The sequence below is a fragment of the Streptococcus sanguinis genome (assembly GCF_900475275.1).
In the GTDB taxonomy this organism is placed as follows: domain Bacteria; phylum Bacillota; class Bacilli; order Lactobacillales; family Streptococcaceae; genus Streptococcus; species Streptococcus sanguinis_N.
On record NZ_LS483364.1, the window covers coordinates 173,160 to 187,176 of the forward strand.

The 14,017-nt window shown below is 44.6% G+C and carries 12 protein-coding genes and 1 other RNA gene; 8 read left to right on the forward strand and 5 right to left on the reverse strand.

The features are described from left to right. The first annotated feature begins 32 nt into the window (after positions 1-32). The 4 genes from DQM55_RS00955 (at position 33) to DQM55_RS00970 (ending at position 3,680) form a co-directional block, all read left to right on the forward strand. Positions 33-1,091, forward strand: coding sequence for an AAA family ATPase (locus DQM55_RS00955; protein ID WP_111675181.1), 1,059 nt, complete (start codon positions 33-35; stop codon positions 1,089-1,091). Between the two features lie 21 nt (positions 1,092-1,112). After that, positions 1,113-1,928 (forward strand): nicotinamide riboside transporter PnuC, encoded by an 816-nt coding sequence (gene pnuC, locus DQM55_RS00960; protein ID WP_111675182.1) that lies wholly within the window; start codon positions 1,113-1,115, stop codon positions 1,926-1,928. Between the two features lie 54 nt (positions 1,929-1,982). Continuing rightward, positions 1,983-2,771 carry an NUDIX domain-containing protein gene (locus tag DQM55_RS00965; RefSeq protein WP_111675183.1) on the forward strand — a complete coding sequence of 263 codons (789 nt, stop codon included), beginning with the start codon at positions 1,983-1,985 and terminating at the stop codon, positions 2,769-2,771. A 159-nt stretch (positions 2,772-2,930) separates the two neighbouring features. After that, positions 2,931-3,680 (forward strand): DUF6287 domain-containing protein, encoded by a 750-nt coding sequence (locus DQM55_RS00970; RefSeq protein WP_111675184.1) that lies wholly within the window; start codon positions 2,931-2,933, stop codon positions 3,678-3,680. Between the two features lie 40 nt (positions 3,681-3,720). On the opposite strand, the gene dusB is transcribed toward DQM55_RS00970, so the two are convergent. Next, positions 3,721-4,698, reverse strand: a complete 978-nt coding sequence (gene dusB / locus DQM55_RS00975) for a tRNA dihydrouridine synthase DusB (RefSeq protein ID WP_172454692.1) — start codon at positions 4,696-4,698, stop codon at positions 3,721-3,723. Continuing rightward, the gene (gene hslO / locus DQM55_RS00980) at positions 4,685-5,557 is read right to left on the reverse strand and encodes an Hsp33 family molecular chaperone HslO (protein WP_111675186.1); all 873 of its coding nucleotides are present in this window, start codon (positions 5,555-5,557) and stop codon (positions 4,685-4,687) included. The genes dusB and hslO overlap by 14 nt, the downstream gene beginning before the upstream one ends. A 111-nt stretch (positions 5,558-5,668) precedes the next feature. Here hslO and DQM55_RS00985 point away from each other — a divergent pair, with 111 nt between their 5' ends. Continuing rightward, entirely contained in the window at positions 5,669-6,487 is an 819-nt protein-coding gene (locus tag DQM55_RS00985; protein WP_111675187.1) for an ADP-ribosylglycohydrolase family protein, read from the forward strand. Positions 6,488-6,563: 76 nt separating this feature from the next. Here DQM55_RS00985 and DQM55_RS00990 read toward each other — a convergent pair whose 3' ends face one another. The 3 genes from DQM55_RS00990 to gshAB all read right to left on the reverse strand — a co-directional run bounded on the left by DQM55_RS00990 (position 6,564) and on the right by gshAB (position 11,178). Beyond that, positions 6,564-7,820 carry a toxic anion resistance protein gene (locus DQM55_RS00990; RefSeq protein ID WP_002907849.1) on the reverse strand — a complete coding sequence of 419 codons (1,257 nt, stop codon included), beginning with the start codon at positions 7,818-7,820 and terminating at the stop codon, positions 6,564-6,566. Between the two features lie 24 nt (positions 7,821-7,844). After that, on the reverse strand, positions 7,845-8,690 hold the full coding sequence (locus tag DQM55_RS00995; RefSeq protein ID WP_111675188.1) for a hypothetical protein: 846 nt from the start codon (positions 8,688-8,690) through the stop codon (positions 7,845-7,847). 235 nt (positions 8,691-8,925) lie between these two features. Beyond that, positions 8,926-11,178 carry a bifunctional glutamate--cysteine ligase GshA/glutathione synthetase GshB gene (gshAB, locus tag DQM55_RS01000; RefSeq protein ID WP_111675189.1) on the reverse strand — a complete coding sequence of 751 codons (2,253 nt, stop codon included), beginning with the start codon at positions 11,176-11,178 and terminating at the stop codon, positions 8,926-8,928. A gap of 297 nt (positions 11,179-11,475) precedes the next feature. Between gshAB and DQM55_RS01005 the strand changes: the two genes are divergently transcribed. From DQM55_RS01005 to ffs, 3 genes are all read left to right on the forward strand, one after another. Next, positions 11,476-12,768, forward strand: coding sequence for an adenylosuccinate synthase (locus DQM55_RS01005; protein ID WP_111675190.1), 1,293 nt, complete (start codon positions 11,476-11,478; stop codon positions 12,766-12,768). A gap of 242 nt (positions 12,769-13,010) precedes the next feature. After that, positions 13,011-13,481: a tRNA adenosine(34) deaminase TadA gene (gene tadA / locus DQM55_RS01010; protein ID WP_111675191.1), complete on the forward strand. Its 471-nt coding sequence runs from the start codon at positions 13,011-13,013 to the stop codon at positions 13,479-13,481. 12 nt (positions 13,482-13,493) lie between these two features. Then, positions 13,494-13,591, forward strand: an RNA gene (ffs, locus tag DQM55_RS01015) — signal recognition particle sRNA small type. The last annotated feature ends 426 nt before the right edge of the window (positions 13,592-14,017 follow it).

The window sequence follows — 14,017 nt, forward strand, 5'->3', positions numbered from 1 at the left end:
AAAATATAAAAAACAATAAAAAGGTTAGATATATGAAAGAAAAAATTGCAATCGTCTTTGGAACATTTGCTCCCTTGCATCAGGGGCATATTGATTTGATACAGAAGGCTAAGCGTTCTTACGATAAGGTACGCGTGGTGGTTTCAGGTTATCAGGGAGATCGTGGGCAGGAAGTGGGTCTGTCTCTGCAGAAGCGATTCCGTTATACGCGGGAGACTTTCGCAGATGATGAATTGACTCAGGTTTACAAACTGGATGAAACTTCCTTTCCCCGCTATCCTCTGGGTTGGGACAAGTGGCTGTCAGCTCTATTAGAGTTGGTGAGCTATGATGCAGAACGGGAGGAACTGATTTTCTTTGTTGGTGAGGCTGACTATCAGGAAGAGTTAGAAAAGCGTGCTTTCAAAACTTCCTTGCAGGAGCGACAGTTTGGTATCTCAGCTACGATGATTCGGGAAAATCTTAGTCTTTATTGGAAATATATAGCCCAGCCTTTCCGCCGTCACTTTACCAAGAAAGTGCTGATTATGGGTAGTGCCAGCAATGGTAAAACGACCTTGGCTAAGGATTTGGCTCGCTTTTATGATGCTCCGGTTAGTCTGGAATATGCTCGAGAATACCAGATTCAAAATAACGTGCGAGACGATGAGCTGACTCCTAAAGACTACTATTATCTGCTCTTAGGACAATATGCTCAGACTTCCAGATTAATTGACAGCAGCGCCAACCGTGGTCTGGTCGTGGCTGATACAAATTCTCTGGTAACCAAGGCTTACTATGATTACTATCTGAAAGAAAGTCCAGTTCAGGACGAAGAAACAGATACCTTTGACAATCTCTTTGCCAGTATTTTGTCCAAGGAAAAATGGGATTTGATTCTCTTTGCTGAGCCGGTCGGCACCTATGTTAACGATGGTTTTCGCGATATGAGCATGGCAGACGAGGCTATCCGCAGTGATTTTTCCAGCCATCTAAAAAGGCTGAAAGAGCAGTGCTTGGCTCATATTCCGACGGTCTATCTAGCTGGTAGTTATTTGGATAATTACCAGGCGGCCAAAGAAGCGATTGACATGATTTATCAAGCGGATTAAAAAAGAAAGTGGTAAAATAGAATGGTAGTAAAAAATCAAAAACTCGCTCCTGCAGCTCTTTACGCAGGACTGAAACAAAAATCTCAAACTTTTGCTCGGAATTTCCGCAATGTCTGTGCGGAAGCTAAAAAACAAGGTTTTAGTGGCATAGCGAAATTGTTCTGGCAGGATTTATTTGGCGGGCGCAGCTTGACTCAATGGCTCTACTTGATTGTTCTTTCCAGTCTGCCTTTCATTCTGGAGTTCACCAGTGGTCAGGAGCAGCATGATTGGCTGGGACTCTTTGCTTCCTGGACAGGCATTGTCTGCGTCATTCTAGTAGCCGAGGGGCGGGCTAGCAATTATCTCTTCGGAGCTGTTAATTCGGCAATTTACCTTATATTGTCCTTCAATGCTAGCTTTTATGGAGAAGTACTGACTACAGTCTACTTCTTTATCATGCAGCCAATCGGTCTCTACACTTGGTTGTCCAACCGGGTCAATGAACAAGATAAGGAAGAACCGTCTCATTTTGAAGCTAAGAAGTTAGACTGGCGTGGCTGGCTTAAATATTTGGCCTTGACGGCTTTGATTTGGATTGGTATGGGCTTTGCCTATAAGAGCATTCACAGTCACCGTCCTTTCCGTGATAGTGTGACAGATGCGACCAATGGTATCGGTCAGCTTCTTATGACTGGTCTCTACCGCGAGCAGTGGATTTTCTGGATTGCGACCAATCTCTTCAGTATCTATCTCTGGTGGGGTAGCAACCTTCATATCCAGGCTATGTACTGGGTCTATACCCTTAATAGTATCGTTGGATGGTATCAGTGGACCAAGGCGGTGAAGAAAGCTTAGACTAAGATTTGAGATTTTTTGATAGAAAAAATAGCTTAGGAAAGGAAGAAACTCATGACCAAACAGGATATCCCAGCGGGAATGTCGGAAAAAGAGTACTATGAAACCATGGCGGATGAGTCCGCCTTTTTGGCATGGTACAAGACACAGGATTTACCCAAGTATGAAACGCCTAGTGTAACAGCGGATATGGTGTCCTACTGCTTCGTGGAAGGGCAGATAAAACTCTTGGTCATCAAGCGCAAGGCCCACCCTTATCAGAATAAATATGCTTTGGTCGGAGGTTTTGTAGACAAGCATGAGGATGCTTATCAAGCTTGTATTCGGGAAGTTAAGGAAGAGGTGGGGCTGGAGATACCGCTGGAAAAGGTGGAACAACTGATGACGGTATCTACTCCAGGACGTGATCCGCGCGGTTGGGTCATCACCATTGCCCATCTGGTCTATCTGCCGGCCATAGCAGTAGACCAAGCACAAGCTGGGGATGATGCCAAGGAAGTCACCTTTCTTGATGTAGATTTTAAGACAAGGAGTTTTAGAGACGGTGAGCGAATCCTGACAGCAGAGGACTTTGCCTTTGACCACTACCAAATCCTGTTGGAATCTATCAAGCGGATTCAGGGGCGACTGGACTGGAATCCAACTTTTCTCCATTTGCTAGAATCACCGTTTACTGTCTATGAAGGGACTGAGTTGGTCAATCTCATCACGCCTAGACGACCTATTGTCAGCAATAATTTTCTAGTGAAATTTGGAGAATACCTAGAGGAGGCTGGTGTTAAGCGCGTGCCAAAGAAGAAGCCGAGAAAAGTGTATCGGCTGAAGGCAGAAAAACCAGATTAAAAGAAAGCTGATCATATATTTCTCTGCAGGACAAATTTGTCCTGTTTTTTCGTTTCTAATTACGAATAGATAAGTAGAAGCAAGTTTCTCATGACAAAAGAAACAGATTGAGAAACAGAACTTCGCTTGAGTAAAAAATTTTTTAAGAATTTTGCATAAATGATTGACATAGTAAAATTACAGTGTTACAATAATGTTACAAAAAGATTTCTTAATATTACAAGGAGACAAAAGATGAAAACACGTACTTATACAAAAATGATGGCAGCTGCAGTTCTGGCTTCTAGTTTGCTTTTAGGGGCATGTGGTAAGAAAGAAGAAAGTGCAACAAGTGCTAGTTCTAGCAAGACTGTTCAAGCTTCTTCTAGCTCAAAAGTTGCGTCATCCAGCAAGGCCAGCGCTTCTCCTAAGGCTAGCAATAGCGCTTCTTCAGAAGGAGCAGTTAGCCAGCCTGGACAAACCCAAGCTCCTGCCAGTCAGCAACAGTCTACTGTAGAAGAGCCTCAAGCCCAACAACCGCAGCCGCAGCAAGCCTCAGGTCGACAAAACACTCAGAATCAAGCAACTCAACCAGCCCAAGCGCCCGAAAGCAATCGCCAGCTTCAGAATAAACAGGCAGCCAGCAATGCTCGCTATAAAGGTGTCTTGACTATGGTGGATGGGGATTTCTCAGCCGCTGCTGGAACTTGGAAGGATGCCAATGGAAATACTGTGACTGTATCAGGTAATGGTCAATTCACAGTCCAGTCTGCAGATGGAAAAACAGATAATTATTCCATCGCTTCTTACTCTTATACACTGGATGATGGCAAATACAATGCGCAGTTAAGCGGGCAAGGCAATGCCAATTTGCAGATTACAACAGGAGCAGATGGTTCAGTGACAAGCGTTGTGGTGACTCAGCCCTAAACAGAACAAAAAAGGAAGTCCAATTGGCTTCCTTTTGGTTTTATTTTTGAATTTGTAAGAGTTCTTCAATTTCAGCCAGGCTTTCAGCTTGTGAAATAGCACCGCGGAGCTTGGCTGCTCCGGCAGTACCACGCAAATAATGCGGAGCTAGACCACGGAATTCGCGGATGGCCACATATTCTCCTTTGAGGTTTACCAAGCGGGAGAGGTGGTCATGGGCGATTTTCATCTTGTCCTCAAAGCTGAGGTCTGGAAGGATTTCGCCGGTTTCAAAGTAGTGGTTGATTTGGTTAAAGAGGTAGGGATTTCCCATAGCCGCTCGACCTACCATAACGGCATCGGCACCGACTTCCTCGATACGCTGTTTAGCATCATGCACACTCCGGATATCACCGTTAGCGATGAAAGGAATCTTGGTCAGAGCTTGGGCTACATCGTGCAAGGTCTCAAGGTCAGCATGACCAGTATACATTTGCTCACGGGTGCGACCGTGCATAGCCAGGGCTGAGACCCCAGCAGCTTCGGCTGCTAGAGCATTTTCTACAGCTAGTGAGCTGTCAGACCAGCCAGTTCGCATCTTGACTGTCAGAGGAATATCCAGAACGGACTGGACCTTGTTAATAATTTTATAGATTTTCTCAGGGTCCTTGAGCCATTTAGCTCCAGCTTCGTTTTTAACGATTTTATTGACTGGGCAGCCCATATTGATATCGACGATATCCGTCTTGGTATTTTCTTGGATAAATTCTGCTGCGCGGGCTAAGCTGTCCTCATCGCTACCGAACAGTTGGATAGAAACTGGGTTTTCTCCCTCATCGATATGAAGCATGTGGAGGGTTTTTTCGTTGTTATACTGGATGCCCTTGTCAGAGACCATTTCCATCACGACCAGGCCTGCTCCCAGCTCTTTGGCAATGGTTCGGAAAGCAGAGTTGGTTACGCCGGCCATAGGCGCCAGAACTGTGCGGTTGGGAATTTCAACATTCCCAATCATAAAAGGGGTATTAAGATTTGTCACGAATCAGTTCCTCCAGGTCATTTTGGTCAAAGTGATAGGCTGTCTGGCAGAATTGGCAGACGATTTCAGCTCCTTGGTCTTGGTCACGCATCTCTTCTAAGTCAGCCTTTGGCAGGGTAGCCAAGGCATTCATGAAGCGCTCTTTGCTACAGTCGCACTGGAAGCAGATTTCCTCTTCAGACAGGCGTTTGTATGGGTCATCACCATAGATGGCAGCCAGCAGAGCTTCGATATGGTCATCGGATTCCAGCAGTTTTGAGATAGCAGGCATTTCTTGGATTCGCTTTTCAAAGCGGGCAATTTCAGCTTCTTTGGCACCAGGCAGAACTTGTACCAAGAAACCGCCAGCAACCTTGACTTTATCATTCTCATCCAAGAGGACGTTGAGGCCAACTGCGGAAGGTGTTTGCTGGCTTTCGGTCAGGTAGAAAGCTAGGTCTTCGCCGATTTCTCCAGAGATGAGAGGAGTCATGGAGTTGTAAGGATTGCCAGTACCGTAGTCCGTGATGACGAGGAATTCTCCTTGGCCAACAAAAGGACCAACTAGAACCTCACCGGTGGCAGTCTTTTTGATATCTACACCGGGATTTTGTACATAGCCTTTGACATTGCCCTCGGTATCTGCCACTGTGATAATTGCGCCTAGTGAGCTGGTCCCGAGGACCTTGACGGTAATCTTGGTCTGGCCTTTTTCATTTGCAGCTAAAATTTGACTGGCAATCAGTGTGCGGCCAAGTGCAACGGTAGAGCTTGCTTGAGTTTGATGTTTTTCTTGAGCGGTCCGAACCGTCTCTGTGCTATCCAGCACATAAGCACGGAAAGAACCATTTTCTGAGATAGTTTTGATAATTTTGTCCATACCTTTTATTTTAACACAAAAAAGAAAAACAAGCGCGCGACTGCGCTTGTTTTTTGGGGTTAGGAAGCATTTTAAGACTAAAAATAGTATAATAAAACAAAGGAGGCTAGTATGAACCAATCTTTGAAAGCGGCAGTCTATGGTCTGGCAGTGGCTGATGCATTAGGAGTTCCGTATGAATTCTTGCCCCGTAGCAGTTTTGAAGCAGTTGAGATGGTGGGCTATGGCAGCCATCAGCAACCTGCTGGCACTTGGTCAGATGATACCAGCCTTGTTTTGGCGACCTGTGATTCTATCAGGGAAAAAGGTAAGATCGACCCTGCCGATATGCAGCAGCGGTTTAAAAATTGGCTCTTCGAGGGAGCCTACACGCCAAATGGTCTGACCTTTGATGTAGGAAATGCGACTCGCGAAGCCTTGACAAGAGGACACGGTCTGTCTGATGAATATTCCAACGGAAATGGTTCTTTGATGCGGATTCTGCCCCTTGCCTTTACGGAAGCCAGTCCGTCTGACGTTGAGGCTGTTTCCAGTATTACACATGCCCATGCGACTTCCGTGGAGGCCTGCCTGCTTTATGTGGATATTGGTCGTAGGCTCTTAAAAGGCCAGCAACTACCGAAAATACTATCAGGCTTAGAGACTAGTACGACCTATGCTCGTTTGCAAATTTTAGCAGAGCTGACCGCAGATGACATTCGCTCTACTGGCTATGTGGTGGATACCTTGGAAGCAGCGCTGTGGTGTCTGCTGACTAGCACTTCTTATCTGGAAACTGTCCTGAAAGCTGTTAATTTGGGCGATGACACTGATACAGTAGCAGCAGTTGCTGGCGGCTTGGCTGGTGTCATCTATGGTTTGGAAGGGATTCCTGATAACTGGCTAACCCAGCTGCGCCATAAAGAACTGTTGGAAAGTTGCTTGTTTTAAAGGGATAATCGGAAGACAGGACTGTATTGATCATTTAAAAAGTAAAACAGTAAAAGAGCCACCTAGGCTCTTTTGCTTATTCTGTAGTTAATTCTTTCTGGGCTTCCTTGCCTTGGTCCAGTAGGGCTTGGATAATCTTTTGATCACGCAGTTTGACAGAGTTGTTGATGGTCTCTGCAGACTGGATAACAGTAGCTTCCAGCAGAGCGCGTTTTTCTCGTCCTTTATCAATGGCTTCGATAATGCCTTGATTTTGTGCGACGAGGCTTTCTGCCAGCTTAGTGACAGACTCAACAGCGATAGTAGGACTTTGGGAAATCCGCTCCAGCTGAGGAATGACTTCCTTGCTCGTTTCAGCGAGCATTTGCAGAGCAGCGTTATTCGCATTAGAGATAGCGTCAGCTACCTGACCAGACTTCATCGATTGCTGGAGAATGCCTAACTGGGCGATAGACAGTTTCATAGTTGGAATGGTATTGCGACGGAGCATTCCAAGTTTTTGGCGCATATCAGAGGAAACCTTGACCAGATTACGCATTTGAGGAGTCGTCGCCCAAGCTACATAGAGACGGCTGACATATTCAGTATGTTGTTGCTCTAAGGTATTGACCACCTCTGTCATTCGGGCTAATTCTTGCGATTTGACTTGATAGTCAACAGTTGTCATATCTAGCTGAGCGACTTCAGCCTGCAGCTTGAGCGCTCGATTGCCAGATTCTTGCTGAGCAGCTTCGATAAAGGAAATAACTCCGACTAGGTTTTCAATCGATTTGGTATTATCCTCGATCAGCATTTCAGCAGAAACAATATTGCGAGCCAGAACGTCTTCTTGCTTGACGACGGTTGCAGCCATTCCGTCCATTTTCTGTTCAATATTTTGTGAGTCAAAATAGAATTCTTGAAGAGTGTTTTTGCTCTGTTTGAAGAGTTTTTCCAAGAAATTAGGCTTCTTGTCCAATTCTGCTACTTGAGCATCCTTGTATTTTGCGACAAAGCCATTGAGTTCTTTGTTGGTATTTTTTAAAAGCTCATCTACCTGGGGAATTTGTAATTTTTTCTGCTCGGCTAAGATACGATTGACAGTACCGTTGACCTCTTCTACAGCAGATTGGCCAAAGTCCAGCAAGGCATTTTGGTCTGATACGAAGTTATCCACCAGCTGCGGAGCTTTAGCCGTAATCGCACTCTGTTGCTCAGGAGTCAGCTTTTCCAGAAAAGTTAGCTGACCATTTTCTTGAGTCGTGTTGGCTTCGATGATTTCTGTTGTTTTGTCGCTTTTGCTGATAGCATTATTGGCAATTTTATCAATATCAAAATTAAATTCTTGGCTCATAGTTTCTCCTTTGGTTTATCTAGCTTAAAAGCCGGTGTCTGTGTGCTTTTCTTTATCTAAGATGCGCAGGCTAATGTCAAAGTCCCTCAAATCAGCTTCATTTAATTGGCGCAGCGCTTCGTCTAGGTCCAAGTCAAACTGCTTGATGGCTGCTTTGGCCTTGGCTAGCCGCTCCTCTGCATTGTAAAAATCTTTGGGAGAAGCTTTGATTTTGAGGTAGCCTTCTAAAATATCTTCGTAGTGCTCCATCTGGGACTGATGAATGGCAGTCAGCTCTTCCTTATTGTTGCTTTCGGATTGGGAGATTTTTTGAAGAATGGCCTCATGGTCAATCTGAATATTGCGAACCGTAGCGACCAATTCTGGGGCTAACTCTTCTAGACTAGTTTTCTTGGGCTGCGCTTCTTTTCGTTTTTTCTCTCGTTCAATCTTTCTAAGTTGTTCATCAATTTCATTGGTTACAGTACGAATTTTGGTTTGGATTCGCTGGTAGACTGAAGCAGGAATTTCTCCCCGTAGGTCGTTAGCAGCATTTTTGATATAGGTTAGCTGGGGAAGAATTTCTAGAGCTAAATTCTGATAGCTTTCTTGGTCCCCATCTTCTTGGTAGGCTTCCAATTTTTTTATGCGGCGGTCAGCCTGACCAATTTCTGATTTCAAATCTTCAATACGGCCAATGCTGGCTTGCTTTGCTTCAATCCGAACTTTTTTCTGGCTTTGGTGGCGATAGATTCCGTAACCAATAGCCCCCAGAATAGCTATGGGAATTAGATAGCTGGCTACAGCTCCAGAACCAAATACAAATACAAGTATCCAAATCCAGCTAAACCATTCTGGTTGCTGGTTAGAATCATCCTTTTTTCTCGACATGGACTTTGCTCTTTCTTCTCAATGTGATATCTCTATTTTAACATAAAAGCTGGTTTTTGAAGGATAAAGATTGAAATGATTTTATATATTGAGACCATTTTTTATATTTGCTTAATTCAAAAAGACATTTGATTCCTATCAATAAAGCAAGCGTCATTTCTAAAACGAAAGTTTCTTCGTTTCTCTCAAGTATTCAAACAAAAATCGCAAGGAATACCCTGCGATTCGTGTTTTATCAGTCCATTTCTGGGAAAAGTTTGGCTAATATTTTAGGGGTGATGCTTTGTCCCGGTCCCTCAGCACAATAGGTGTGCATATACATAGAGGGATTGAAGTTTAGCTCGATGCAGGTACAGTTGGGATTTTCCTTTGTGGAAATAGCAGAACAGTCAGGGATGATTAGGTCAACGCCACAAGCCCAAGCTCCCATAGCCTTTGCCATGTCCGCAGCGAGTTCCTTATAAGATGAGTGCATGCTGTCTGTGACATCAATCGAGTCTCCGCCAGTAGAAATGTTGGAATTGCGCCGCAAGTCAACCTTAACTCCAGCAGGCAGGATATCGTCGGGTCCATAGCCTTGCTGGTCCAGCATGAGCAGTTCAATGTCCCCCAGTTCAATGATTTCGAGTGGTGAACGATGGTCTCGCCCGCGCATAGGATTGTCATTTTTGATGGCAACCAATTCTCTCACAGTATGCTGACCGTCTCCGACGACATTGGCTGCTACTCGCAAGAGGACTGCCTCACACTGACCGTCTAAGACAAAGAAGCGGTACTCCGTTCCAGCGATGAATTCTTCCACTAAGACAGCAGCGTCCTCTGAAAAAGCAATCTCCAAAGCCTTGCGATAAGCTTCCAGACTAGCTGGTTCTTGGAAGATAGAGATGCCCAGTCCGAAGTTGGTTGACTTAGGTTTGACGACAATTTGTCGGTTCTTAATCAAAGGGTAATAGGCCAGTCCCTCTTCAAGAGAAGAAAATTCTGCTCCATCTGGAACGGGAAAGTCAGCTTCTGCCAAAATCTTTTTGGTGACTGTTTTATTGGCCATGGCCAGAGGGATGACATAGTTATCCTTGGAGGTCATATTGCCGTTCTTGACATACTCTACATGGTGACCATGCCAAAGCTTGAGAAATTGGTCATTTTCATCTAAAATTTCAAAGTTTAGACCTCTTTGTATGGCATCAAAGAGTAGCATTTGAGTGGATAGTTCCATATTTTCGTAGCCTTTGAGGGCATAAGGAGCAGTCCAAGCATAGCGGTGATACTCCTCTGCTTTTTCTAGTCCAAAGGCCATTAAAGAATCTTGCTGGATATGATGCAGGAGCTGACCAGATAGGGTTAGCTGAGGATTCAGAAGTGCTTCTTTAAGTTGCTGAAGCAAGGTTTGGTAGTAAGTTGGCAGTTCAAAATGTTGAATGAGCTCTTCCATGGCTTGGATCAGGGCTGAGCTGTCTGCCTCATCTGGCAGGGCAGTCAGTGGGTGGCTACAAGCAATTTTTTGGTTCAAGTCGTGGGCGGCTTTTAATGCCGTATCTACATTTTCTACATCATCTAACCATAGCAGGCTCAGTAAAAAGAGATGGACGGTATCTAAGGTCTCTTGGCTAATGCCTAAATGGTCAAAAGGATTGAGATCAAAGCAGCGGAATTCCAGATAAGTGATGCCTTGCTCCAGATAGGCACGATTGTGCTTCTGTCCACGGAAGCGAACGGCTGAGTAAAATTCTTTTTCGGCGCTGAGCTCGCCAGACTGAACGTAGTTTTCAATGTCGGTTACATATTGTTCCAAAGAAGCGTAGGATACCTGAATATGCTCGTCATTGACATAGCCATAGTCGCTGTTGCGAAAAGAGCGGATAGGCTGGGAAATGTCCTGACTGTAGAAACCAGCTTCTGCCAAAGGGGCAGCACCATAGAGATAGGTTAAAATCCAGCGAAAGCGCAGAAAGTTTCGAGCCAGCTTGAGATAGAGGTCATTTTTAAAGTCCTTGAGTGAATGGTGGGAGCTGGCTTGAAAGAGAGCAGTGATCAGATCTTTCCCTAGTTCCATATTGTAGTGGATGCCAGAGATAGCCTGTAGTTTTTTACCATATTTTTTCGCTAAACCCTCTCGGTAGTGGCGTTCGTAGTCGTTTTCCAGATGGGCGATGGCAATCTCTTCTTCTGTCAGCTGCGGTGGCATGGACAGGGGCCAGAGGCGTTCACTCTGGTCAATCGAGCGGCCAGCCACATCGCTGATAGCTCCCAGTAAGCGCCGTGCTTCTTTAGTCGAGTGAGCAATAGGTGTAATTAGTTCCAGTTGTTGCTCACTGAAGTCTGTTTGGATGGTCGGGTGGAAATTGCGGGAACCAAGCTGACTCGGATGGGCAGTTTGAGCTAGGTGCCCGTCAGCTGTCACTCGCAGATTTTCCCTCTCTAGACCAAAGGTCGCTTGGAGAATAGGGCTTGATGTATCCAGTTTCTGCAGTAATTGATTAATCGTCATCGTTTCACCGTCCTATGATAGTAATTTTAGTCTATTACAAACGGAAAAAGAAAACAAATTTTCGCTACGATTTTACAAAAATTCCGAACTTTTATTTTTAATTAACTAACAACTTTCAGAAAAAACAGATTTTTTGAAAATTTAATTCGTTTTCAAAAGGAGAAAAGCAAATCAAGAATGGATCCCACCTTGAAAAATTGTTAAATTTTTCATATAATGAGGTATAAAACATAATCGCAGGTGAGATTCCTGCCTGCTTTTCAAGAAAGGAAGAGCTGCTTCAGCTCAGACAAAATTATGACATCAGTAGTTGTTGTAGGAACCCAGTGGGGGGATGAAGGAAAAGGGAAGATTACAGACTTCCTTTCAGCCAATGCCGAAGTGATTGCTCGCTATCAGGGTGGTGACAATGCCGGCCACACTATCGTGATTGACGGCAAGAAGTACAAGCTGCACCTGATTCCGTCAGGAATTTTCTTCCCAGAAAAAATTTCTGTCATTGGAAATGGAATGGTGGTCAATCCCAAATCTCTGGTCAAAGAATTGAACTACCTGCATGAAGAGGGTGTGACGACAGATAATCTTCGTATCTCCGATCGAGCGCATGTCATCCTGCCTTACCATATCGAGCTGGATCGTCTGCAGGAAGAAGCAAAAGGTGATAATAAAATCGGAACGACAATCAAGGGAATCGGCCCTGCCTATATGGACAAGGCTGCTCGTGTCGGTATCCGCATCGCTGACCTTTTGGATAAAGATATTTTCAGAGAGCGCTTGGAGCGGAATTTAGCTGAGAAAAACCGCCTCTTTGAGAAGTTGTACGATAGTACAGCAATCAGCTTTGATGATATTTTTGAAGAATACTATGAATATGGTCAGCAAATCAAGCAGTATGTAACCGATACCTCTGTTATCCTCAACGATGCGCTGGATCAAGGGAAACGAGTGCTCTTTGAAGGAGCTCAAGGGGTCATGCTGGATATTGATCAAGGTACTTATCCCTTTGTAACTTCTTCTAATCCAGTTGCAGGGGGAGTCACCATCGGTTCCGGTGTTGGTCCGAGCAAAATTGACAAGGTAGTCGGTGTCTGCAAGGCCTACACCAGTCGGGTCGGAGATGGACCATTCCCAACAGAGCTTTTCGATGAAGTTGGTGACCGCATTCGTGATATCGGCCACGAATATGGTACCACCACCGGTCGTCCGCGTCGGGTAGGCTGGTTTGACTCTGTTGTCATGCGCCATAGCCGCCGTGTATCAGGGATTACCAATCTTTCGCTTAACTCCATCGATGTTTTGAGCGGTCTGGATACAGTCAAAATCTGTGTAGCCTATGACTTGGATGGGCAGCGAATTGACCATTACCCAGCTAGTCTGGAACAGCTCAAGCGCTGCAAGCCGATTTATGAAGAGCTGCCAGGCTGGTCAGAGGACATCATCGGTGTCCGCAGTCTGGAAGACTTGCCAGAAAATGCCCGCAACTATGTTCGCCGAGTGAGTGAGTTGGTTGGTGTCCGTATTTCTACCTTCTCAGTCGGTCCTGGCCGCGAGCAGACCAATATCTTGGAAAGCGTCTGGTCTAATTTATAAAAAAGTCAGCACAAGGAAATTGCTTCTTGTGCTTTTTTGCAAGAAAATTTCATCTTAAGATTCATTTAAGATATATATTATACTAACAGCGTAAACAAAGACCTCCTAACTTTGTTTAAAAATCCTAAACTTTTTTCATAATAATCTCCTGAAAGTCACCCCAGTGGTGGCTTTTGCTTTTTCTTAGAAGTGCGGCAGACTTGTGGTATAATGAGATAGACGACTAGAGATTTAGAAAGATAATGATGAATTATACGATTGAAGAAAAAGAAGAATTTATGCGGGAAGCTTTAAAGGAGGCGGAGATTGCTCTGGCTCATGATGAAATTCCCATCGGCTGTGTCTTGGTTAAAGAAGGTAAGATTATCGGCCGCGGTCACAATGCACGTGAGGAGCTGCAACGGGCTGTTATGCATGCGGAAATAATGGCTATCGAAGAGGCGAATCGGCATGAAAATAGCTGGCGCTTGCTGGATACAACGCTTTTTGTAACCATTGAGCCCTGTGTCATGTGCAGTGGAGCAATCGGTCTAGCGCGCATTCCTCACGTTGTCTATGGAGCAGCAAATCAAAAGTTTGGAGCAGCTGGAAGCCTTTACGATATTTTGACAGATGAGCGACTTAACCACCGTGTAGAGGTGGAGACAGGTGTCCTCCAAGAAGAGTGTGCTCAAATCATGCAAGATTTTTTTAGAAATCGTCGCCAAAAGTAAAAAAATGTGATATACTATTCATGGAGCAACAGTTTTGCGTGAAGCGGGTCAGGGGAGGAATCCAGCAGCCCTAAGCGATGTAAGCTGTGTGCTCTTTTTCTATGCCTCTTAACGAATCAACTCCGAAGGAGGAAGATGAGTTTAGAGACATTGACGCAGTTTGAGCAAAGCGAGAACTAGGTTCCAATGTTGAATGAATCAAGCCTGAAAGGCGCAGATGAATCTTAGAGCAATGGATGCAGTTTTTCCCATAAGGGAAAAATCTGTAAACCGGATAGAGTCTTTTAGTGAATTAAGTCCAAAGGACACAAAAGAACTTAGGTACATTGATGCAGTTTAAGCAAAGCTAGAACTAGGTTCCAATATTTAATGAGTCAAGCCTAAAAGGCGCAGATGAATATTGGAGCAGTGAATCTAGTTTGAACGGACCTGAAATGAATTCAGCTGACATTCAATCTTAAGAAGTATATTGGCTTTCTTGTCAATCAAAATTATTCTTCTCAATAGGGTTAAAATTTGCTGACTTACGCAAACGA